17 protein-coding genes are annotated in these 22,887 nt (G+C 38.2%); 15 read left to right on the top strand and 2 right to left on the bottom strand.

Annotated features, from left to right (window positions below):
* The first annotated feature begins 5 nt into the window (after positions 1-5).
* The 4 genes from DOK81_RS03505 to DOK81_RS03490 are packed head-to-tail and all read left to right on the top strand — an operon-like array spanning position 6 to position 7,299.
* Positions 6-836, top strand: a complete 831-nt coding sequence (locus DOK81_RS03505; protein WP_206898053.1) for a carbohydrate ABC transporter permease — start codon at positions 6-8, stop codon at positions 834-836.
* A 12-nt stretch (positions 837-848) separates the two neighbouring features.
* Entirely contained in the window at positions 849-2,999 is a 2,151-nt protein-coding gene (locus tag DOK81_RS03500; RefSeq protein ID WP_206908081.1) for a glycoside hydrolase family 3 N-terminal domain-containing protein, read from the top strand.
* Between the two features lie 16 nt (positions 3,000-3,015).
* Positions 3,016-6,327 carry a cellobiose phosphorylase gene (locus tag DOK81_RS03495; RefSeq protein WP_206908266.1) on the top strand — a complete coding sequence of 1,104 codons (3,312 nt, stop codon included), beginning with the start codon at positions 3,016-3,018 and terminating at the stop codon, positions 6,325-6,327.
* A gap of 12 nt (positions 6,328-6,339) precedes the next feature.
* On the top strand, positions 6,340-7,299 hold the full coding sequence (locus DOK81_RS03490) for a LacI family DNA-binding transcriptional regulator (protein ID WP_206908079.1): 960 nt from the start codon (positions 6,340-6,342) through the stop codon (positions 7,297-7,299).
* A 140-nt stretch (positions 7,300-7,439) separates the two neighbouring features.
* On the opposite strand, the gene DOK81_RS03485 is transcribed toward DOK81_RS03490, so the two are convergent.
* Positions 7,440-8,288, bottom strand: coding sequence for a YitT family protein (locus DOK81_RS03485; protein ID WP_206908077.1), 849 nt, complete (start codon positions 8,286-8,288; stop codon positions 7,440-7,442).
* A gap of 205 nt (positions 8,289-8,493) precedes the next feature.
* Here DOK81_RS03485 and DOK81_RS03480 point away from each other — a divergent pair, with 205 nt between their 5' ends.
* The gene (locus DOK81_RS03480; RefSeq protein WP_206908075.1) at positions 8,494-8,961 is read left to right on the top strand and encodes a MarR family transcriptional regulator; all 468 of its coding nucleotides are present in this window, start codon (positions 8,494-8,496) and stop codon (positions 8,959-8,961) included.
* A gap of 151 nt (positions 8,962-9,112) precedes the next feature.
* Complete coding sequence (locus DOK81_RS03475; protein ID WP_206908066.1) at positions 9,113-10,354, top strand: MFS transporter; 1,242 nt, start codon at positions 9,113-9,115, stop codon at positions 10,352-10,354.
* 62 nt (positions 10,355-10,416) lie between these two features.
* Here the strand turns inward: DOK81_RS03475 and DOK81_RS03470 are convergent, their stop codons facing one another.
* Positions 10,417-10,776, bottom strand: a complete 360-nt coding sequence (locus DOK81_RS03470) for a PaaI family thioesterase (RefSeq protein ID WP_206908064.1) — start codon at positions 10,774-10,776, stop codon at positions 10,417-10,419.
* A gap of 117 nt (positions 10,777-10,893) precedes the next feature.
* Between DOK81_RS03470 and menB the strand changes: the two genes are divergently transcribed.
* The 9 genes from menB to DOK81_RS03425 all read left to right on the top strand — a co-directional run bounded on the left by menB (position 10,894) and on the right by DOK81_RS03425 (position 22,885).
* Complete coding sequence (gene menB / locus DOK81_RS03465; protein WP_206908062.1) at positions 10,894-11,709, top strand: 1,4-dihydroxy-2-naphthoyl-CoA synthase; 816 nt, start codon at positions 10,894-10,896, stop codon at positions 11,707-11,709.
* Positions 11,654-13,168: an o-succinylbenzoate--CoA ligase gene (gene menE / locus DOK81_RS03460; protein WP_206908061.1), complete on the top strand. Its 1,515-nt coding sequence runs from the start codon at positions 11,654-11,656 to the stop codon at positions 13,166-13,168. Before menB ends, menE begins: the two co-directional genes overlap by 56 nt.
* Positions 13,149-14,531 (top strand): isochorismate synthase, encoded by a 1,383-nt coding sequence (locus DOK81_RS03455; RefSeq protein ID WP_242589876.1) that lies wholly within the window; start codon positions 13,149-13,151, stop codon positions 14,529-14,531. Before menE ends, DOK81_RS03455 begins: the two co-directional genes overlap by 20 nt.
* Positions 14,521-16,248 carry a 2-succinyl-5-enolpyruvyl-6-hydroxy-3-cyclohexene-1-carboxylic-acid synthase gene (menD, locus tag DOK81_RS03450; RefSeq protein ID WP_206908058.1) on the top strand — a complete coding sequence of 576 codons (1,728 nt, stop codon included), beginning with the start codon at positions 14,521-14,523 and terminating at the stop codon, positions 16,246-16,248. The genes DOK81_RS03455 and menD overlap by 11 nt, the downstream gene beginning before the upstream one ends.
* Positions 16,241-17,065: a 2-succinyl-6-hydroxy-2,4-cyclohexadiene-1-carboxylate synthase gene (gene menH / locus DOK81_RS03445; RefSeq protein WP_206908057.1), complete on the top strand. Its 825-nt coding sequence runs from the start codon at positions 16,241-16,243 to the stop codon at positions 17,063-17,065. The genes menD and menH overlap by 8 nt, the downstream gene beginning before the upstream one ends.
* Before the next feature lie 13 nt (positions 17,066-17,078).
* Positions 17,079-18,206, top strand: a complete 1,128-nt coding sequence (gene menC / locus DOK81_RS03440; RefSeq protein WP_206908055.1) for an o-succinylbenzoate synthase — start codon at positions 17,079-17,081, stop codon at positions 18,204-18,206.
* Positions 18,207-18,348: 142 nt separating this feature from the next.
* Positions 18,349-20,115, top strand: coding sequence for a glycoside hydrolase family 13 protein (locus tag DOK81_RS03435; RefSeq protein ID WP_206908054.1), 1,767 nt, complete (start codon positions 18,349-18,351; stop codon positions 20,113-20,115).
* Between the two features lie 107 nt (positions 20,116-20,222).
* On the top strand, positions 20,223-21,482 hold the full coding sequence (locus DOK81_RS03430) for an extracellular solute-binding protein (protein WP_206908052.1): 1,260 nt from the start codon (positions 20,223-20,225) through the stop codon (positions 21,480-21,482).
* Positions 21,483-21,580: 98 nt separating this feature from the next.
* Positions 21,581-22,885 carry a sugar ABC transporter permease gene (locus DOK81_RS03425; protein WP_206908050.1) on the top strand — a complete coding sequence of 435 codons (1,305 nt, stop codon included), beginning with the start codon at positions 21,581-21,583 and terminating at the stop codon, positions 22,883-22,885.
* Positions 22,886-22,887 lie beyond the last annotated feature (2 nt).

The raw sequence follows: 22,887 nt of genomic DNA, 5'->3' as shown, positions 1-22,887 counted from the left end.
CTGTTATGAATAAAGAATTACAAAGCAATCAACGAGCAAAATTTGTTATGGGTCTGGTTCTAGCAATTGGTGCGCTAGTTTGGATGCTGCCGTTTATTTGGATGTTGTTATCTTCCTTGAAAACGGATATGGAAATCATGCAATTTCCACCAAAAATCTTTCCAGAAAAAGCTAGTTTAGATAACTTTATTGAATTGTTCAATGCGTTTGATTTTACAACCTATTTGAAAAATACACTGATTGTTGTCGCCTTTTCCTTTTTAGGAATGGTTTTTAATGCCATGGCAGGTTTTGGTTTTGCTAAGTACAAGTTTAAGGGCAGAGAACCACTTTTTTATCTAGTGTTAGCCACGATGATGATTCCTGGTCAAGTGACAATGATACCCGTTTACTTAATTATGAATTCAATGAATTTAACTAATACGATGCCAGGGATCGTCTTACCCGGTTTAGTTGGCGCATATGGTATTTTCTTGTTCCGACAGTTCATGTCGGCAATTTCAAATGAATTATTAGAAGCTGCGCGTTTGGATGGAGCAAGTGAATGGTTTATTTTTACGAGAATCATTTTACCAATTTCTAAACCCGTCTTAGCTGTTCAAGGAATTGCAACGTTTATTGGTGGTTGGAACTCATTCTTATGGCCATTGATTATGGCAAGTGATGAAAAATACTACACGTTATCAGTTGGATTGCAGTTATTAAAAGGACAATATGCAAACAATTATGCGTTACAAATGGCAGGTTCTGCTTTTATGGTCGTGCCAATCATCATTATCTTTATGTTTTTACAAAAATATATTCTAGATGGGTACAATGTGTCTGGTAATAAATAGAGGAGCTTACGTATGAAGCAACAAGAGATTCTGGATTTACTCAAAAAAATGACGTTAGAAGAAAAAATCGATCAACTGTTACAATTAGCGGCTGAATTTTATTCAGAAAACGCAGAAGAACGAACAGGTCCAATGGCTGATTTAGGTTTAACCGAGACAACGATTGCCAATGCAGGGACGACACTAGGTGTTTCGGGTGCAGAAGAAGCCATCCGAATCCAAAAAAAATATTTAGAAAAAAATCGGTTGGGTATCCCTACTATTTTGATGGCAGATATCATTCACGGGTTTCGAACGATTTTCCCAATTCCATTAGGTTTAGGGAGTTCATGGGATCTGGATGCTGCTGAAAAGATGGCAGAGATTTCAGCAAAAGAAGCCGCTGTGTCTGGGTTACACGTGACTTTTTCACCAATGGTTGACTTAGTTCGAGATCCTCGCTGGGGTAGAGTGATGGAATCAACTGGAGAAGATTCATTTCTAAATAGTCGTTTTGCCGAACGTTTTGTGAAAGGATACCAAGGAGAGCATTTGAAAGAAGACTTTTTCCGAGTGGCTGCTTGTGTTAAACATTTTGCAGCTTATGGAGCAGCAATTGCTGGTCGTGATTATAACACAGTGAACATGTCGGAACGCCAACTGAGAGAGAGTTATCTTCCTGGGTATCAAGCTGCACTAGAAGCGGGGGCTAAGGTAGTAATGACTTCTTTTAACACCGTGGATGGTATTCCAGCGACAGGGAATAAGTGGTTGTTTAGAGAAATTCTCAGGAAGGAATTTGATTTTCAAGGTGTTGTGATTTCTGATTGGGGAGCGGTCAAGGAACTGATTCCGCACGGTGTAGCAAAAGACGAGAAAGAAGCAGCCAAGCAAGCATTAATAGCTGGAGTAGACATTGAGATGATGACGACTTGCTATAGCAATTATTTAAGCGAGTTGATTGAAGAAGGTCAAGTTCCGGTCGAATTATTAGATGAAGCTGTCGTTCGAATTTTAGAATTGAAAAATGAGTTAGGTTTATTTGAACAACCATTTCGTGGTGCAGATCCAGTAAAAGAAAAAGAAATCGTTCTATCAAATGAACATCGAGCAATCGCATGTGAGATTGCTAAAAAATCAATGGTGTTATTGAAAAATGATGACATCTTACCTTTTAAAAAAGAGGAAACCATCGCTGTTGTTGGTCCAGCTGCTGCTTCTAAGAAAATTTTAGGCGCGTGGTCTTGGCAAGGAAAATCGGAAGAAGCCATTTCACTAGTCGAAGGTGCCAGAAGTTTAAGCAATAGATTGTTAATTGGAAACGAAGTATTTGACTATTTAGAACCGACGACTGTGGCGATTCAAGAGGCTTTATTGTTAGCAAAACAAGCAGATAAAGTTGTTATCGCATTAGGCGAACTAGAAGAAATGAGTGGCGAAGCAGCGAGTCGTAGTGATATTCGTTTACCGAGAGCGCAATTAGCCTTTTTCCAACAAGTTTTGCAAGTAAATGACCAAGTTGTTGTCACTTTATATAATGGTCGTCCCTTGGATTTACGAGGAATTGATGCAGCAAAAGGAATCATTGAAGCCTGGTTCCCTGGGACAGAAGGAGGACGAGCTTTAGCAGAAATTCTTTGGGGAAAATATAATCCAAGTGGGCGATTGAGCATGTCTTTTCCTGAAACAGTTGGTCAAGTACCGATTTATTATAACTGTGATAACACCGGTCGTCCATTTGAGACCACACCTGATGAAAAATATGTTTCAAAATATTTAGATGTTTCAAATGAGGCAAAATATCCTTTTGGATTTGGCTTAAGTTATAGCGATTTTCGTTATTCAGAAATTTCTTTAACTAGTGATGAGTTGACACCGACAACAGAGCTCACGGTTTCTGTTGCAATCAAAAACCAATCGGCTTATGCGGGAGAAGAAACGGTTCAGCTCTATATTCGTGATTTAGTTGGTGAAGTTGTTCGACCAGTCAAAGAGTTGAAAGGGTTCAAAAAAGTACGATTGGCACCTTTTGAAGAGAAAACAGTAACTTTTTCGATTGATGAGTCGCTTTTACGATATGTACACAGTAACCAAGAAACGAGCAGTGATGCGGGTGAGTTTGAAGCAATGGTTGGCCCAAACAGCCGAGAAGTTTCATCAGTGCGTTTCAACTTAAAAAAATAGATAGGAAGAATAAATGATGACACAAAAAATGATTGATTTGACAGAAAAAAATATCCGTTTTTCTTTTCTGCCAACAGGTGATTTAGCAGAAATCAAAAGTCATGAGATGATGATCAACCAACTAATGGGGAATTATTTGGATGGTAGTTTGACTCAACTTTATTTAAGAGTTTACCAAGAAGAAACCATTTTATTTACGCCAATGATTGGTTCGAATGCGAATAGTCAGTTTTTCCAAAAAGAGAAGCAATTGACATGGAAAGGTCAATTTGCAGGAGTTAATTATCAAGTGGACTTTCAATTAGCAAACACTGGTTTGTGGTTTTGGCAAGTCACTTTGCAAGGAACAGGACAACAAGCAGATGTGATTTATGGACAAGATTTAGGGAATGCATTACCGGGAGCAGTTCGTTCGAACGAGGCATATATGTCTCAATACTTAGATCACCACATTACCAAAATTGATGATAAAATCACGATTTCTTCGCGCCAAAATCAAATCCAAGGAGCAGATTATCCTTTAGTTGAAATTGGAAGTTTAACGAATGCTATTGCTTTTTCAACAGACGGTTATCAATTTTTTGGACAGAGTTATAAAGAAACAAACCAGCCAGAAGCATTGACTCAACCATTTTTAGCAAATGAAGTTTATCAATATGAATTTGCTTATGTTGCGTTACAGTCAGAGCGCTTAATCGTGGATCAGGAAAGTCAAAGGATTGTTTTTTACGGTGGGACACTGGAAAATCAAGTGACGGCTGTAACAAAACCAGTTTTTTCAATAGATGAAGTTATCACCGCTTACCATTCGTTAAACTTTGACAACACATTTCCCGCATCTGACGGAAAAGAAGTAACGAAACATCTCGGTGACCCGATTGTTGGTGAAACAATGACCGAAGAAGAAATCTTGACCTATTTTCCTGTAAAAAAACAAGTTGAACAAGAAAACCAGCAATTGTTGTCTTTCTTTACAACCAATTATCATCATGTCGTTACCAAAGCAAAAGAGCGAGCAATGGAGCGGACACATGGGCATATCTTATTAAGTGGTACTGACTTAGATGTTGATCGACCATTATTAAGCACAACTGTATATATGCCAGGAATTTTTAATTCCCAAGTGGTACTGGGGAATACGACAATGAATAAATTGATGAGCAACAGCCGAAATGCTTTAAATGTTATCAAGGAATCTGGTCAAAGAATTTATTTGAAACAGGGAGATGAGTGGCAAATTCTGACAATGCCTTCTTTATTTGAGATGGGGTTGAATTCAGCTACTTGGTACTATAAATTAAATGATGATCTCTTGACTATTACGACCTATACCATAGTTGACGGCCGTGAAATTCGAACAGAGATCCATAGTCAAAAAGGAAAAAAATATACATTTGCGATTACTAACCAACTGGTAATGGGAGCCGATGAAGCACGACCAACTTACCAGCTGGAGCAGAATAAGCAAGTGGTGACGGTAACAGGAAATGAACAATCAGATACACAACAAACTTACCCTGATCTCGCTTATCGCTTCACTTTGGATCAACCGTTTCAGTTGACAGATGAATCACTGTTCTGTGCCATTCCAAAAGAGGAACAGAAACTAACTATTTTTCTGATTGAAAATCAAGCAACTGTGACAGTTAAAATCGAGGCAAGTTTGACAGGTGAATTTGAGCCAGCTAAAGTAACAACTCTTTCAGCGCAAGACCAACAATATACAGAAGCAATTGAATCGTTGCTGAATCACTTTGAATTGACGCACGAAACGCAAGCGGTAGATCAAATGAATATCCTCGCACGCTGGTACACTCATAATATGTTAGTCCATTATTTATCTCCACATGGTTTGGAACAATATGGCGGAGCCGCATGGGGCACCAGAGATGTTTCGCAAGGACCAACTGAATTTTTCTTTGCTGTGAATCGACCAGAAGTTGTGGCATCCATTATCAAAAAAGTTTATGCTAACCAATTCTCTGATGATGGAAACTGGCCTCAATGGTTTATGTTTGATCGTTATGAAACACAAAAAGCAGATGAGAGTCATGGGGATGTTATTGTTTGGCCAATGAAAGTTGTCGCAGATTACTTGGATAAAACGAGTGACTGGGATATTCTAACTGAAAATATTCCTTATACTGATCGTAAAACTTTTTTGAAAACAAACGAAACAGCAACATTATTGGAGCACATCAAGAAAGAAATTGACTACATTGAATCCCACTTTTTGCCAGGGACAGCTTTGTCTTGTTACGGTGATGGTGATTGGGATGATACGCTACAACCGTTTGATAATCAATTAAAAAAATCAATGGCAAGCAGCTGGACAGTGGCACTGACTTATCAAGTACTTAACAAGCTGAGTTTGTTACTGAGAGAGGTTGATCAGCCTTATAGTCAGCATTTGAGTAAATTAGTTGCTAAAATAAAACAGGATTATGAAACATATATGTTTACAACAGACACGTTGCCAGGCTTTGTTCGAATGAATTCGCAGAACGAGGTAGAATTGATGATTCATCCAAACGACCAAAAGACGGGCATCCATTATCGTTTGTTGCCAATGACTAGGGGAATGATTGCTGAATTGTTGACACCAGAACAAGCGGAACATCATTTAGCCATTATCAAAAAACATTTACAGTTTCCTGATGGTGTTCGTCTGATGAATCGTCCAGCGGCTTATCAAGGTGGCGTAAGTACCAACTTCAAACGAGCGGAGCAATCTGCTAATTTTGGGAGAGAAATTGGATTGCAATATGTACATGCACACATTCGTTTTACAGAAGCCATGGCGAAATTAGGCAAGGCAGAAGAAACTTGGCATGGGCTTAACATTATTAATCCTATTGGCTTAACGAATCAAGTAAAGCATGCAAAATTACGACAAGCGAATGTCTATTTCAGTAGTTCTGACGGAGATTTCAAAACAAGGTATGAAGCGGAATCAAATTTTGGTAAACTGAAAGATGGAAGTGTGCCAGTAAAAGGTGGTTGGCGTATTTATTCAAGTGGCCCAGGAATTTATTTAGGTCAATTGATTTCAAGTGTTTTGGGCATTCGAGAAACAAGTCAGAGTGTTACCTTCGATCCAGTATTGCCAACTGAGTTGGACCAATTGAGCCTTCATTATCGATTACTAGGAAAACCAGTTACTATTCATTACCATTTAGGTTCAGATGAATCAAAAGTGATACTGAACCAGCAAGAATTACCAATCGAGTATGAAGAGAATCCCTATCGAATCGGGGGACTAAAAGTAGCTAACCAAGCGATTCTAGCACATTTACAAGCAACAAATCGAATTGATATCTATTGTTAGGAGATGAGCAACATGGTAGGAATTAAAGATATCGCAAAAAAAGCAGGAGTGTCCATCTCTACTGTTTCGTACGCTTTGAATGGTAGCCAAAAGGTGACGGAAGAAACGAGAGAAAGAATCAAAGCAATTGCGGATGAATTAAACTACGTTCCTAATATGGCTGCTCGTACATTAAAAAGACAACAAACGAATATTATCGGCGTTTATTTAGCAGATTATGGTGGCAGTTTTTATGGTGAATTATTAGATGGTATCAAAAAAGGCCTAGCTTTTTATGACTATGAGATGATTGTTTGCAGTGGAGAGAAATCTCATTTGTTTATTCCAGAGCGAATGGTTGACGGTGCGATTATTTTAGATTGGACATTTGATTCACAGGAAATTTTACAGTTTGCACAGCGAGGGCATTCAATCGTTGTGTTAGATCGTAAACTTTCTCATGAACACGTTCGGAAAGTCTTGTTAGATAATAAAGGTGGCGCAACGTTGGCAGTCGGTGAAATGGTTGCGAAACAGACGAAATTTGTTCACTTGATTACAGGTTCAACAAAAGCGTATGATAGTCAGCAGCGTTTAGCCGCTAGCACAAAAGAACTACAACGATTTGGTATTGATTATCAAACAATTGAAGGTGATTTTACTGAGCCTTCTGGTTATCAAGCAGCCAAGAAAATCTTAGCTAGCCAACCAAATTTTCCAATTGATATTTTTGCTTTCAATGATGAAATGGCAGTTGGTGTGTATAAATTTTTCAAAGAAACGCAGTATGAAATAGGAAAAGATGTCCGCCTAATTGGATTTGACCATATCGAAATTGGAGAGTTTTTGACACCAACATTAGCAACAATTTCTTATTCTAAACATCGTTGGGGAATGCTGGCAGCAGAAAAAATCATCCAATTGATCCAAGGTGAATCTACGGAAGACGAACATATTTATACGACATTTATCAATGGAAAATCATTTAGCTAAACAGAAATCAAAATAAGCAGAACTTACTTTGAGTCCAAAGATAAGTTCTGCTTATTTTTTGAGAAAAGAAAGGAAAAAATTAGGAGTTTTGGGATGTCCTAAGAATAAGAAATAAACCTTAAAAAAAGCATAAAAAGGGATCATTCAATCGGGTGGTAGGTAAACCCGCTACCTGTAACTTCAGCGACATTACTTGCAATAACGAAGGCAGTGGGATCAATGTCTTTGATCAATGGTTTGATTCGAGTGAATTCCTGATCCGTTGTGACAATCAGTAAGACTTCTTTAGACTTGCGGTTATAGCCACCTTTTGCTTCTAGTAAAGTCAAACCACGTCCAATCTCTGCACTTAAGCGAACACGTATTTCTTCTAATGAATCCTCACTCATGATCATAATTGATTTCTTACGATTTAAACCAGTTTCGATATAAGTCATAACAATTGAAGTAATAACAATGGAAAGGATGGCATAAAGAAATTCTTCAAATCCAAAAACAAGTAAGTTTAAAGAAACTACCACAGCATCGGTTAACAGCAAACCAATAGACGTATTCAAGTGGAAATATTTTTTGAAAATCAAAGGAGGGATGGTCGTTCCGCCGCTAGAAGAATTGTTGTTGTATAAAATTGCTACACCTAAGGCAAAAATAGCACTACCAAAAATAACTGATAGTAGGCGATCAGAAGTCACCATTGTTTCTGGGACGATGGCAATGACAAGTGGGAAGACGATGCTACCAAAAAGAACTTTTAAAAATAATTTTTTACCTAAAAAGAGAATGGCAAGCACTAACATGAGACTATTCAAAGCCAGAATAACTAAAGCGCGGTTCATGCCGAAAGCTGATTCAAATAAAATTCCTAGTCCGCTAACACCGCCAGCCGCTACGTGGTGCGGACCTAAAAATAAGTTGATACTTACGCCTAAAATGAATAAAGCAAAAAGAATTTTTATGTAAGTCCAAATAAACTTTTTTGTTTGTTTCATCTATTCACATCCTAAACACAGTTTGTTTTAATCGTTCTTCTAAGTAATTCATTATAACCTAATTTTTGTGTAATGTTAACTACCGTTTATATTTTTTGTTAGGTATGGCGAATAATTCTTTCGCTTTGAAAAGCAGTGGGGGTAGTTGAATCAACTTCAAAAAATCACTATACTAAATAGGAAGAAGCATACGGGAGGACAAAAAATGGGTAAAGAGGAAACAAGTGCAGCCGTTATGGATAAAGCAAGAAATGTTTTCAGTAAAATGGCATGGTTGAATAAATTAACAATGGAGAAACGTTTAGAAGGCTACCAACCATCGGAAGTCCACTGTATCGAGTTCATTGGAAAAAATCAGGATTCAAATGTAACTAAGCTTGCTAGTTCATTGTTTATGACAAGAAGTGCGATTAGTAAAATAACTAAAAAATTAGTGACAAAAGGGTATATCGAAAGCTACCAAAAACCTGATAATAAGAAAGAAATTTACTTCAAATTAACAGAAAAGGGACGAGCAGTTTTTGATGTGCACGAGCGAACACATGAAGAATTTCAAAAACGAGATCAAGCAATTTTTGATCAAGTGACGGAACAACAGTATGAAGAATTAGCACGGTTTTTAGTCAAATATGACCAACACCTGAATCAGGAAATCGAAAAATTAGATTTATAAGAAGTAAATTTAGGAGTGAAGATCGTGATTTAAAAAATAGAGCGAATCATTCGCTTTATTTTTTTTTGCAAAAATTGTTGACAAGGACACAAAAAAAGAATAATATTTTGTTGCCTAGGACACAATATAATATTTTAACAAAGGAGTTTTTATGTTTTCTAATCAACAAAATACAAATGATACACGTAAACAAATCGACCAAAAGGCTTTTCTTTTTGGCTTGATCTCAGTTTTTCTTTCAGGTGTGGGTTTTACGATTGTTTCACCCGTGATTCCATTTTTAGTTCAACCTTATATCAGTAATCCAGCTCATCAGGCATTGGTAGTGACAGCATTGACTTCTGTTTATGCTATCTGTGTTTTTCTAGCAGCTCCCGGATTAGGTGCATTAAGTGACCGGTTTGGTCGACGAGTTGTGTTGCTGATTTGTTTGTTAGGTTCATCAATCGGGTACACAGTATTTGGTTTAGGTGGTGCACTTTGGATTTTATTTCTTGGTCGGATAATTGAAGGGTTCACAGGCGGAACGATCGGTACGATTTTTGCCTACTTTTCTGACATTACTCCAACTGAGGAACGAACAAAATATTTTGGTTGGATTAGTGCCGCTACTGGTGTTGGTGTGGTATTCGGACCAACGATTGGTGGCCTACTTGCTCATTTTGGTTATGCAATCCCGATGTTTGCTGGTGCTTTTGTGACATTTCTTAATTTTTTATTTGGGTACTTCTTTATGCCAGAAAGTTTAGCAAAAGAAAATCGCTTAACAACAATTCCTGTTAGTCGACTAAATCCATTTATCCAGTTAAAAAATATTCTTTCTATCAAACAAGTCAGTCGTCTATTGTTCGCGGGTTTTTTACTTTGGATTCCAAACGGTGCATTTCAAGCGGTATTCTCTCAATTTACGATTGATGCTTTTCATTGGCAACCAACCGTTATTGGTTTAGTTTTTTCAATAATTGGTATCCAAGATATTTTTTCTCAAAGCGTAATCATGCCTCGACTATTAAAATGGCTCACGGACCATCAAATCGTGATCTTAGGAATGGGGGCTGAAATCATTGGTTATCTATTGATTGCCGGTTCGGCAATCTTTCGTCAACCAAGTCTATTCATTATCGGGATGTTTCTTTTTGGTTTTGGCGATTCAATTTTTGGACCGTCATTCAATGGTTTATTATCTAAAGCAGTGACACAACAGGAGCAAGGACGCGTGCAGGGTGGAAGTCAAGCAATTCAATCGTTAGCAAGAGTTATCGGCCCGCTGATTGGTGGACAGCTATATGTTTCACTGGGACATTCAGCACCAGCAATTATGGGGATTTTATTGATTTTCTGTGCCATTTTAGTGATGTACCAAACTGTTCAAACAGTAATAGTTAACCATTAATCATTCTGCTAAACAAAAACAGGTGAAGCTCTTCAAAAAATAACTTGAAAGCTTCACCTGTTTTATTGGACAGCTAAGGTACAACGTCCGACTGCGGTTTTTATTTGTTGATCTAAAAAAATTTCTGCCTGCCAAACTTGTAAAGAACGTCCAACTTTATCTGGCGCAGCAATGACAGTTAAAGTACCCGTCTGTGCTTTATTGAGATGATTTACTTGCAGATCCACACCAACAGCAAAATGAGGTTCCTCTAAGTGTTGATTTGCGCCAAGGCTACAAGCAGTTTCAATCAGGACACCATTGATTCCGCCATGCAGATAGCCATAAGGTTGCAAATGAATGGCGTGGATGTCTAAAGCTAAGACAACTTTTTCTGGAGAAAGTTCTAGCGTTTTTATTTGTAAATGTTCCAATAAATTCATAAAAGCATCACTCCATTCTTTTCATAGTATAACAGATTACTAAAAATTCCGTGGGTTTTTAACCGTTTTCTTTCGTTCTTGTGTATAATAAAAAAGATGAATTAAAGGAGGAAAATCATGAGAACATGGCAAACAATTAAAGAATATAGTGAAATTTTATTTGAACAATATGGAAAAATCGCGAAGATTACAATCAATCGTCCAGAGGTTCATAACGCGTTCACCCCGAAAACTGTTTTTGAAATGATGGATGCTTTTACAATTAGTCGTGAACGTCAAGACATTGGCGTCATTATTTTAACTGGAGCTGGAGATCAGGCATTTTGTTCAGGTGGTGACCAAAAAGTTCGAGGAAACGGTGGCTACGTCGGTGATGATCAAGTTCCACGTTTAAATGTTCTTGACTTACAACGCTTAATTCGCGTGATTCCTAAACCGGTAATTGCAATGGTTAAAGGTTGGTCGATTGGTGGAGGAAATGTGTTGCAGCTGGTTTGTGATCTAACGATTGCTGCTGATAATGCTAAATTCGGGCAAACTGGTCCGAATGTTGGTAGTTTTGACGGAGGCTATGGCGCTGGCTATTTAGCGCGGGTTGTTGGGCATAAAAAAGCAAAAGAAGTCTGGTTCATGACCAAACAATACACAGCTGAAGAAGCCTTAGCAATGAATTGGATCAATACCGTGGTTCCATTAGCTGATGTGGAAGATGTCACAATTGAGTGGGCAGAAGAAATGTTACAAAAAAGTCCGTTGGCACTACGCATGATTAAAGCTGCTATGAATGCTGATACGGATGGCCTTGCTGGGATTCAACAACTTGCTGGTGACGCAACGTTACTTTATTACACTATGGATGAAGCACAAGAAGGCCGCGATGCCTTTAAAGAAAAACGAGAACCAGATTTTGATCAATTCCCTAAATTCCCATAAACCGCATCCGAGGAGTTGGTTGCAGCAACAAGCACAGCTTCATCCAACTAGACCAGCTTTTTATTTTGAAAATAAAAGTTGGTCTTTTGCTGCATTAAACCAATCTGTCCAAAGATACGCAACTTATTTTGCAGAAAAAATACCTGAAAACGTAAAAAGAGTAGCTCTTTATAGTCAAAATTCAGTGCAATGCTATTTGACGATTTTGGCTTTGTGGGAGTTAGGTCTTGAAGTTCAGTTCCTAAATGTACATTTAACGTCGGAGGAAATCACATTTCAATTAGCTGATGCTAAAACCTCGTGGCTAATCGCAGAACATGTCCCTATTTCTGTCACTGGTTTTTTACTTGAATTTCCAAGTCCAGGACAATTGCCCGCGGTGGACGAAATTGACTATCATGATTCTGGTTATGATGAGGAAAAAATTGCTTCTATTATGTATACGTCTGGAACGACAGGAAAACCAAAAGGTGTTCCACAAACATTTGCAAACCATCGTGCGAGTGCTTTAGCAACCAAGATGAACATGAAACTTACTGAGTCTGACAGCTGGATTTGTTGCTTGCCATTGTATCATATTAGTGGTTTAGCAATCTTATTGCGTTCATTAGTGTTAGGCATTAGTGTTCGTTTACATACGAATTTTTCTCCAAAAAGAATCCATGAAGAGTTACTAGAAGGACGAAAAATCTGTCTTTCAGTTGTGACAATAATGCTAAAAGACCTTTTACCGCTTGTTCCGGAAAAAGGATATCTTACTGCTCCCAAATTGTTGTTGGGTGGTGGACCAATTGATCGGGACACGCTAAGTCAATGTGTAGCCAAAAAATTATTGGTCATCCAGTCTTATGGCATGACGGAAACTTGTTCACAAGTGATTGCTTTATCACCGGAAAAAGCATCAGAAAAATTAGGTTCTGCTGGTGTGCCGTTGATGGGTACCAAATTGAAAATTGAAATGAAATATGACCAACAACCAACTGGAGAAATTTTATTAAAGGGACCGACAATTGCTAGTCACTATTTAAACTATCGTGAGGAAGTATCATGGACGAAAGATGGTTGGTTCCGAACGGGGGATTTAGGCCATCTGGACGAAGAAGGTTTTCTGTATGTGGACAGTCGAATGAGTGAATTGATTATCTCAGGTGGCGAAAACATATACCCAACAGAAATCGAAGCTGCATTGCTTCAGAGTGAGTGGATACAAGAAGCAGTGGTGGTAGGGCGTAAAGACGACCGCTGGGGACAAAGACCAGTAGCCTATTTAGTAGTGAAAGAAGAGGTTACTTTAACAACTGAGGAATTGACAAGTCTTTTACAACCACTCGCAAGGTTCAAACATCCTAGTGAAATTTTTAGTGTGTCGCGTATTCCAAAAACGGCGAGTGGCAAACCGTTGAAACGACTATTTCTGACAGAAGAAAGAGTGAATTATATTGAAAATCAACTTAAGTAATTGGCAAGATGAAATTTCTTCAACTGATAAAAGCTACTTTAGCTATAGTTATGAATTGCCCTTACAAGCATTTGGGCAGTTATTTGCTAAAACAGATCACTATCAGGGTGCGCGCTTTTTTTGGCAAACACCAGACCATAGCTTAGGCTATATTGGATTGGGCGCTGTGAAGCAGTTTTTTGAAGAAGAAACAGACTTTGGAATGATTGAACGATTTAAAAAAGAGTTTTTAAAAAAGTTTTGTTTGGTAAGTGAACGAAAAGAATCGCCTATTTTATTCGGTGCATTTCCGTTTGATCGGAAAGGTGCAAAAGAATTATTTTGGGGAAAGCTCGAAAAAGGTTATTTTGTATTACCTGAAATTTTGTTTACTCAAAGAAAAAATCTCTGCGTAGTCACGTTGACTTGTTATCAAGAAAAAGGTGAATGTAAAAAAAAGTTTTTTAAAAAACTAAAAAAACGCTTTGATTCGTTGGAAAATCAAGTTGTAGAATTACTCAGACATCTTCCTAGAGAATCTTCAAGCATGAGTTTAAATACGAAAGAACGGAATGTTGACGCGTTTGTTTCCTTGGTTTCTGAAAGTGTCGAGGAAATCAAAAAAAAGAATTCAACGCTTAGAAAAGTTGTTTTGGCACGCCAAATGGAAGTTGAGGGAAAGCATATCGCACTCGAAACTATTGTTGCGAATTTGTTGCGTCAACAACCCAACACTTATGTTTTTGCATTGGAAGCGAAACAGCAAACTTTTGTCGGTGCAACGCCTGAACGACTCGTTGAAGCAAGTAAAACGATGTTTGCAACAGCTGGCATCGCAGGGTCGATTCCACGAGGGGAGAATCAGTTAGAAGATCAAAAAAATAGCGAAAAACTTTTAAAAGACTCTAAGAATTCGTATGAACATCAAGTGGTAGTAGAACGAATTAAGAAACAGCTAGAAAATTTTACGCAAGGAGAGCTATTCGTTTCTAATAAAAGTCTTTTAAAAAACCGAGATATTCAGCATTTATTTGTGGCTGTTACAGGCGCTAGAAAAGAACAAGTTAGTTTATTAGATGTTGTTCGAGAATTGCATCCAACGCCAGCTTTAGGTGGAGAACCCAAGGTAGATGCTTTACATTGGTTGGCTGAAAAAGAAACTGCCGGACGAGGACTTTATGGCGCACCAATTGGCTGGCTTGACTTAACCGAAGATATCGGTGAGTTTGCAGTGGGGATTCGTTCGGGAGTTTTTAGCGGAAATCAGGGGTTATTATATGCCGGATGTGGAATTGTTGATGATTCCGATCCAGAAGCAGAACGATTAGAAACGATGTTGAAGTTCCAACCAATGATTAGAGGAGTGAAGGGCAATGACGAGTAAACAAGAAACAACGGGGTATCTGTTAGCCTTTATTCAAGGATTGAAAGATGGTGGCTTAACAAAAGTAGTCATTAGTCCGGGTTCACGCTCCACTCCGTTAGCTTTATTACTTTTTCGCGATCCTGAAATTGCATGCTACATTGATGTTGATGAACGTTCTGCAGGCTTTTTTGCCTTAGGCTTGGCAAAAGGAGTGGCAAAAGAATTGGTTGGGCTACTATGTACATCTGGAACAGCAGCAGCAAACTATTATCCAGCAATTTGTGAAGCTAAAGAGACCAATCATTCGCTGGTTGTTTTAACAGCAGATCGCCCACCAGAGCTACGGGAAGTGGGGGCACCTCAGACGATGAATCAACAAGAACTGTATCGATCACATGTGAAAAAATTTGTGGAGTTAGCTGTCCCGGAAGGTTCGGAATCAATGCAACGTTATAGTTACTGGCAAGGTATTCAGCTAGGGTATACTGCACAGCAAACACCAGTAGGACCAGTACATGCTAATTTACCTTTTCGTGAGCCGTTGTTGCCAGATTTAGACTTTCAGTTAGAACAATCTTTTAAAAGTGAGAAACTGACGAAATCTGAAACAGTGGACCAATCGATACCTGAACTTGCAAAATGGGTCGAAAAAAATGGATTATTGATTGTTGGAAATGAAGTGAGTGTAAAAGAAGCACAAATGTTAATCCAGCTTGCTGAGGGATTAGGTTGGCCAATCATTGGTGATCCGTTAACTAATTTAGCAACCTGTGGTAGACAAAGCGAGAACTACTTGAAGCATGCTGAGTTGATTTTTGCTAGCAACAAGCTGAAACAGCCAGAAGTAGTGATTCGTTTTGGTCGGTTACCAGTTACGAAAAATGTCCTGCTATATTTGCAAAAACTAGCTATTGAGACGACGACTTTCGTTTTAGTCGATGAGCAAGAACAGTGGCAAGACCTATTACACGTGACTAATTACTTTTTACCTTTCACAATTTCCGCTTTTTGCCAATCGGCTCTAGCTATGACTTCATTGGAAAAACAGAAGGATTCCAGTTGGCTAAAAGGTTGGAAGCAAGCTGAAAAAATAGCCCAAGTCGTACTTCAAAAAGAGGAATTGATTCAAGGATTCAATGAAAGCAGTGCCAGTTTGAAGCTGAGTGAACTACTTCAATCCAATGAACAACTTTTTTTATCCAATAGTAATGCTATTCGTTTCGTCGATCGCTACGCAATGAGTAGCACAACTTCTTATTCAGTATTTGGTAATCGTGGAATCAATGGGATTGATGGAATTGTTTCAACGGCAGCCGGAATTTCAGCTGCTACAACGCAACGGACTTATTTATTGATTGGTGACTTGGCACTTTTTCATGATATGAATGGATTACAGATGATCCGTTCACTGCGGTTGCCAGTCACGATTGTCTTACTCAATAATAATGGTGGTGGAATCTTTTCTTTTTTACCACAAAAACAACTAGATAAAACAGATTTCACTCCGTTATTTGAAACACCACTTTCATTAGATTTTGACAAAGTAGCTGACTTGTACGATGGACAATATGTCAAACCAACTTCCTTAGCTGAGTTTGAATGTGCAATTGAGAAAAGCCGGGTTACTGATAGTTGGACATTGATTGAAGTCGCTGGAAATCAAGATGAACCGGTGCACCTTTGGCAAGAAATAATAGCTGAATACCAAGAAAAAATCGGTGAAATAAATGAATAAAACTATTCGTGGAGTAAATTATGCTTATAGCTGGCAACAAAAATATGATCCTTCAAAGGCGACAGTCGTTTGTTTACATGGTTTCACTGGAACAAAGCAAACGTTTCGGTTGCTTCGAGATCCGGCATATAATTTTCTGTTCATTGATTTGCTTGGGCATGGAGAGTCAAGTGTTTTTGTACATCCGTGGCGTTATCAACTGCCTGAAATAGTGAAGGACCTTAATCAGTTGATACAGGAGTTAGAGATTAAACAATGGTATGTTTTAGGCTATTCTATGGGGGCGAGAGTCGCATTAGTTTGGGCAATCGAGCAACCAAATAATCTTTGCGGCGTAATTTTAGAAGCGGGGACTCCGGGAATAATCAACGAAGGAGAAAGAAAAAAACGAAAAGAGGCAGACCAAAAATTAGCGTTACGATTATGGCGCGGGTCTCTCGTTGATTTTGTGGATTTTTGGCAAAATATTCCATTGTTTTCTAGTCAAAAAAAGTTACCAAAAAAAATACAAAAAAAGATTCGAAATGAGCGATTGAGTCAGAATAAATTTGGTTTGGCAATGAGTTTGTGGTTGATGGGGACAGGTGTGCAAAAAAATTATTGGTCGGAATTGGCGACTCTGAAGCAGCCAGTTCTATATGTGGTTGGGGAGCAAGATCCAAAATTTCTGGCTATCGGAAATAGGCTATGTCAACAGCTTCCACATTCGACATTGGCAGTTGTTCCAGATAGTGGTCACTGCGTGCACCTCGAACAGCCACAAGCTTTTGCAAGCAAGTTATCTCAGTGGTTAGAAGAAAGAAAAATGCAAGGTTAGTGAGGAACATGTGATGAAAATTACGAAGATCGAGCGATATCAACTATGTCTCCCCTTAATTACTCCTTTTCAAACAAGTTACGGTGTACTTGAAGCAAAACCGTTAGACCTTTTGATTTTAGAAGATGAGTTAGGCAATCGAGGATACGGAGAGTTGGTTTCTTTTGAACAACCCGATTACATCGAAGAAACGATTGGTGCGGATCGACAGCTTATTGAAGAACAATTAGTGCCACGTCTATTTCAATCTGATTTGCAAAAGGCGGGAGATGTTTGGTCCTTGTTTCAAACTATTCAAGGAAATTTCATGGCAAAATCAGCATTAGAAACGGCTGTTTGGGACCTATTTGCAAAACGTGAACAGCGAAGTTTACAAAGTTATTTTGGTAGTCACAAGTCAACGCTTCCGGTTGGTGTCAGTGTTGGGATTCATGCGACGACAGAAGAGTTGATTGCACAAGTGTCAAGTTATCTTAAACAAGGATATCAGCGCATCAAAGTAAAAATCAAACCGGGGTATGACATCGTACCGCTAAGTGCTATTCGTGAGAATTTCCCAGATGTTACACTGATGGCAGACGCAAATTCAGCGTATACATTAGCTGATTTAGAGTTGTTTAAACAATTAGATCAATTAAATTTAGCGATGATTGAGCAACCTTTTCATCAAAGAGATTTTGTCGATCATGCCCGATTGCAGCAACAACTTCAGACAAAAATTTGTTTAGATGAAAATATTCGGACAGTAGAGGATGTAAAAACCGCTTATGCATTAGGAAGTTGTCGATCAATTAATTTAAAGATTCCACGCGTGGGAGGCATCACGGAAGCTTTACGAATTGTTGATTTTTGTCAAACGCATCAATTGCTCGTTTGGCTTGGAGGAATGTTTGAGTCTGGCATTGGCAGAGCATTGAATTTACAGTTTGCTAGTCAAACTAGCTTTACTTTTCCCGGTGATATTTCCGCCGCCAATCGTTATTACGCTAAGGACATCATTAAGGAACCAGCAAAAATGGAAAAAGGAAGGATTGCTGTTCCTCAAGGCGTTGGTTTAGGAATTGAGATAGATTGGCGTGCAATCGAAGAGGTTTGTGAACAGAAACAAACGTTTTCATTCCATTATTCAATCAAACAATAAAAAGCACGAAAACTAAGAGCTGTTTTCGTGCTTTTTTTGTGCCAAGAGAACTTGTTATCGTTAACATTTTTGAAAGCGTTGTCTTTCGTGAGTGATTCTTTTATAGTGAAATTATCTCAGAAGTAAAAAAAGGAGGAAATACATGAACACTGCAGCAGTTTATCATCGTCCAGAAAGCGAATTTGCTTATTTGTACACGAAAGAAGCACTTCGTTTGCGACTTCGAACTGGCAAAGATGATATCGAAAAAGTATTTGTGATAAAAGGAGATCCGTACACATTCACAACAAAAGAGTGGTACTTAGAAGAAGTGCCAATGAAAAAAGGACTGAGTACCAATGTGCATGACTATTGGGAACTTGAAGTCCGTAGTGATACTAAAAGAATCCAGTACGGTTTTCATGTGATTGGTAAAGATGAAACGGAATGTTTTTACGGGGATCAAGGAGTATTTCCTTATCAAACTCGCTTTTTAGCAGAACCAAACATGTACTTTAGAATGCCTTATTTTCAAGAGATTGACCGCTTCAAGGTGCCAGAATGGGTAAAAGAAACTGTTTGGTATCAAATTTTTCCAGAACGTTTTGCTAATGGAGATCCGAGTAATGATCCAGAAAATACATTACCGTGGGGAAGCAAAGCACCTGATCGGGATGATTTCTTTGGTGGTGATCTACAAGGAGTAATTGATCATCTGGATTACTTAGTTGATTTAGGAATCAATGGTATTTACTTCTGTCCAGTTTTTAAAGCCACCTCTAATCACAAATATGACACGATTGACTATTTAGAAATTGATCCTCATTTTGGTGATAAAAAGTTATTTAAAACATTGATTGAACAGGCACATCAACGAGGGATTCGTGTGATGTTGGATGCTGTTTTCAATCATATGGGCGATGATTCACCGCAATGGCAAGACGTAGTGAAGAATGGTGAAGCATCGACTTATAAAGATTGGTTCCATATCCATTCTTTTCCGGTGGATAATTATCGTTTAACTGAGTTGCCAGAAACCGCAGAACAGCTTTCTTATGATACGTTTGCGTTTACGCCGCATATGCCTAAGTTAAATACGGCAAATCCTGAGGTTCAAGCACACCTTTTAAAGATCGCAACTTATTGGATCGAAGAATTTGATATTGATGGCTGGCGACTAGATGTGGCAAATGAAGTTGATCATCATTTCTGGAAAAAATTCTATAAAGCAGTCACTGAGGTAAAACCAGATATTTATATTTTAGGCGAAATCTGGCATTCTTCACAGGCTTGGTTGCAAGGCGATGAATTCCACGCAGTAATGAATTATGCATTTACAGATTCAATCAAAGACTATTTTGTGAAAAAGAAAATCAGTGTTTCGCAAATGATCAGCGGAATGAACCAACAACAAATGCTGTATCGTGATCAAGTCAATGAAGGAACGTTCAATTTATTGGACTCCCATGACACAGCACGAATTCTCACGATGTGTGAAGAAAACAAAGATTTGCTAAAAGCAATCATGACGTTCATGTTTTTACAAAAAGGTTCCCCATGTATCTACTATGGAACAGAAATTGGTTTAACAGGACAAGATGATCCTGATTGTCGGAAATGTATGATTTGGGACGAAGAAAAGCAAGACTTGGAACTTTTTGCTTTTATGAAAGAACTTGTCCATTTGCGCAAACGGTTGCATTTGATTTTGTCTGAGGGAGAAACTATATGGGAAATATCACCTGAAACACAAGGGATTATTGTATTTGCTCGACAACTTGATCAACAAAAAGTCCAAGCTGTTTTTAATGAAACAGAAGAAGTGTATGTCTTAGAACAACCAAGTGATGTACTTTTTTCACAAGGTGTTCATACTTTGAAGGATGAAAAGATTGAGATTCAGCCACATGGTTTTATTCTGAGCTGCTGATATTTTGTTACCGGTAACAAACAGAAAGCGGTTGCATGATTATTTTTTATAACAGTATAATGATTTTAGTAAGAAAACTGAAAAATAAAATACAGGGGGAATAAAAAATGAAAAGTAAAATGATGAAGACGTTAGGTTTAGGTTTGCTTTCAGTCGGAGTGATTGGTGGACTTGCTGCTTGTGGCAGTGGCGGGAAATCAAGTAGTAAAGCAGCAGATGATGAAAAAACACTAACGATTTCTGTTGACTCAGGTTATACCGATTACATGAATGAGATCAAAGGAAAGTTTGAAAAAGAGAATGATGTCAAAATAAAATTAGTTGAAAAAGACATGTTTGATCAACTAGAAGCGTTAGCTCTCGATGGTCCTGCAGGAAAAGGACCAGACGTGATGATGGCTGCTTATGACCGAATCGGTGCTTTGGGGCAACAAGGTCACTTGGCGGAAGTGAAATTGGGAAATGAAGCAGATTATGATGAAACAGATAAGGCACAAGTAACTTATGACGGCAAAATTTACGGAGAACCAGCCGTAATTGAAACACTTGTTTTGTATTACAACAAAGACTTGATTGATGCAGCACCAACAACATTTAAAGAAGTCGAAGATCTTGCGAAAGATGAACGGTTTGCTTTTGATTCAGAAGCAGGAAAAAATACCGGTTTCTTAGCAAAATGGACTGATTTCTATTATTCATATGGACTACTTGCAGGTTATGGTGGTTATGTTTTTGGTGAAGATGGAACGGATGCTTCAGATATCGGGTTGAATAATGCTGGTGCAGTCGAAGGAATTACTTATGCAACGGACTGGTTCCAAAATGTTTGGCCAAAAGGCATGCAAGATGTGACTAGTGCTGGCGACTTTGTGACACAACAGTTTACTTCAAACAAAGCGGCAGCAATTATCGATGGACCTTGGCAAGCACAATCGTATAAAGAAAGTAAAGTTAACTACGGCGTAGCAAAAATTCCAACATTAGATAACGGGGAATCTTACCAACCATTTGGTGGAGGTAAAGGCTGGGTTGTTAGCAACTACGCAAAAAATAAAGATGTGGCTCAAAAATGGCTTGATTATGTAACGAATCAAGAAAACCAAGAAACATTCTTTGAAATGGTCAATGAAATTCCTGCAAACCAAAGTGCACGCGAAACTGCTAAAGCCAAAAATGATGAATTGACAACTGCGGTAATTGAACAATATGAAACAGCACAAGCAATGCCAAACATCCCAGAAATGGCTGAAGTTTGGACAGGGGCAGAAAACTTAATGTTTGATGCAGCTTCTGGTGCTAAAACACCAAAAGAATCTGCGAACAGTGCAGTGAAAACAATTACTGAGGCAATTGAACAAAAATATTAACAGTTCCACAAAGCTAGACAAAAAAGGAGAAGGGGAACAGTGGCTCAGGTCACGTCCCCTTTAACTAATTAGAATCAAATGATTAGGGGGCGTTTTAGATGAAGCAGTCTGGAACGAAAAATGAAGTTCAAGTCAATAAAGTGACACTTTTTTCACTAATACCTGGCTTAGGTCAGCTAGCAAATGGACAAAAAGCGAAGGGAGTCACCTTCTTCAGTATTTTTCTTATTTTTGTGATTCAAATGATCCTTGGTGGTTTTCAATCATTAGTTGGATTAGTAACACTGGGAAGTATCCCTATAGAAGATCATTCGTTATTTATTTTGATTGAAGGAACATTACAATTGATCATCACGATCATTTTCTTTCTCTTTTATGCGTTAAATCTTTATGATGCACACCGTGTTGCAACTATGCGAAAAAATGGGCAGAAAATCAATAGAACGATGAAAGAAACATTGCTGACAATTGGTGATGAGGGATTTCCTTACTTGTTGACTTTACCAGCGTATCTTTTAATGATTTTCACCATTATTTTTCCAGTATTAGTTACTTTATTCACCGCATTTACAAACTACGATTTTAATCATATTCCTCCTGCAAGTCTAATTGATTGGGTGGGATTCAAAAACTTCTTTAGTATCTTCTTTTTAAGTTCTTATCGAAATACTTTTTTATCAGTTTTCAGTTGGACTATCATCTGGACTTTGTGTGCAACGACTCTGCAAATTAGCTTAGGTGTTCTGACTGCTGTAGTTGCGCATCAAAAATTTATTAAATTTAAACGTGTATTTGGTATTATTTTCTTATTACCATGGGCTGTTCCTGCTTTTATTACAATTATGAGTTTCTCTAACATTTTCAATGACAGTGTTGGCGCGATCAACACGCAAGTCATTCCATTTTTGAATAATCTACCTTTTGTTGATATTGGTGCAATTTCTTGGAAAACAGATCCAAATTGGACAAAAGTAGCAATTATCCTTGTTCAAGGCTGGTTAGGATTCCCATACATCTATGTTATGGTAACTGGAATTTTGCAATCAATCTCTGAGGATCTGTACGAAGCAGCAAAAATCGATGGGGCAAATGCTTGGAAACGTTTCTCAAATATAACGTTACCTGCAATTTTCTTAGTGGCAGCACCAACATTCATCACTCAATATACAGGAAACTTCAATAACTTCTCGATGATCTATCTATTTAATAATGGTGGGCCGGGTAGTGTCGGTGGAGGCGCAGGTTCAACCGATATTTTGATCTCTTGGATCTATAAATTGACAACAGGGACATCACCACAGTATTCAATGGCTTCCGCAATCACTTTGATTATTTCTGCTGTGGTAATTTGTGTTTCTTTGCTTGTCTTTAAGAAAACAAATGCGTTCAATATGGGGGATTAGCA

The organism is Enterococcus sp. DIV0660C (assembly GCF_017316125.1).
In the GTDB taxonomy this organism is placed as follows: Bacteria; Bacillota; Bacilli; order Lactobacillales; family Enterococcaceae; genus Enterococcus_B.
The sequence above is the reverse complement of the archived record's forward strand: the minus strand, read 5'-3'. Positions and strand labels throughout refer to the sequence as shown.

What these genes read in the sequence shown, in the direction of transcription:
- DOK81_RS03475 (WP_206908066.1), top strand. Translation starts at nt 9,113, where the DNA reads ATGTTTTCTAATCAACAAAATACAAATGATACACGTAAACAAATCGAC.
- DOK81_RS03505 (WP_206898053.1), top strand. Translation starts at nt 6, where the DNA reads ATGAATAAAGAATTACAAAGCAATCAACGAGCAAAATTTGTTATGGGT.
- menD (WP_206908058.1), top strand. Translation starts at nt 14,521, where the DNA reads ATGACGAGTAAACAAGAAACAACGGGGTATCTGTTAGCCTTTATTCAA.
- DOK81_RS03425 (WP_206908050.1), top strand. Translation starts at nt 21,581, where the DNA reads ATGAAGCAGTCTGGAACGAAAAATGAAGTTCAAGTCAATAAAGTGACA.
- DOK81_RS03495 (WP_206908266.1), top strand. Translation starts at nt 3,016, where the DNA reads ATGACACAAAAAATGATTGATTTGACAGAAAAAAATATCCGTTTTTCT.
- menB (WP_206908062.1), top strand. Translation starts at nt 10,894, where the DNA reads ATGAGAACATGGCAAACAATTAAAGAATATAGTGAAATTTTATTTGAA.
- DOK81_RS03470 (WP_206908064.1), bottom strand. Translation starts at nt 10,776, where the DNA reads ATGAATTTATTGGAACATTTACAAATAAAAACGCTAGAACTTTCTCCA.
- menE (WP_206908061.1), top strand. Translation starts at nt 11,654, where the DNA reads ATGCCTTTAAAGAAAAACGAGAACCAGATTTTGATCAATTCCCTAAAT.
- menH (WP_206908057.1), top strand. Translation starts at nt 16,241, where the DNA reads ATGAATAAAACTATTCGTGGAGTAAATTATGCTTATAGCTGGCAACAA.
- menC (WP_206908055.1), top strand. Translation starts at nt 17,079, where the DNA reads ATGAAAATTACGAAGATCGAGCGATATCAACTATGTCTCCCCTTAATT.
- DOK81_RS03430 (WP_206908052.1), top strand. Translation starts at nt 20,223, where the DNA reads ATGAAAAGTAAAATGATGAAGACGTTAGGTTTAGGTTTGCTTTCAGTC.
- DOK81_RS03480 (WP_206908075.1), top strand. Translation starts at nt 8,494, where the DNA reads ATGGGTAAAGAGGAAACAAGTGCAGCCGTTATGGATAAAGCAAGAAAT.
- DOK81_RS03490 (WP_206908079.1), top strand. Translation starts at nt 6,340, where the DNA reads ATGGTAGGAATTAAAGATATCGCAAAAAAAGCAGGAGTGTCCATCTCT.
- DOK81_RS03485 (WP_206908077.1), bottom strand. Translation starts at nt 8,288, where the DNA reads ATGAAACAAACAAAAAAGTTTATTTGGACTTACATAAAAATTCTTTTT.
- DOK81_RS03435 (WP_206908054.1), top strand. Translation starts at nt 18,349, where the DNA reads ATGAACACTGCAGCAGTTTATCATCGTCCAGAAAGCGAATTTGCTTAT.
- DOK81_RS03500 (WP_206908081.1), top strand. Translation starts at nt 849, where the DNA reads ATGAAGCAACAAGAGATTCTGGATTTACTCAAAAAAATGACGTTAGAA.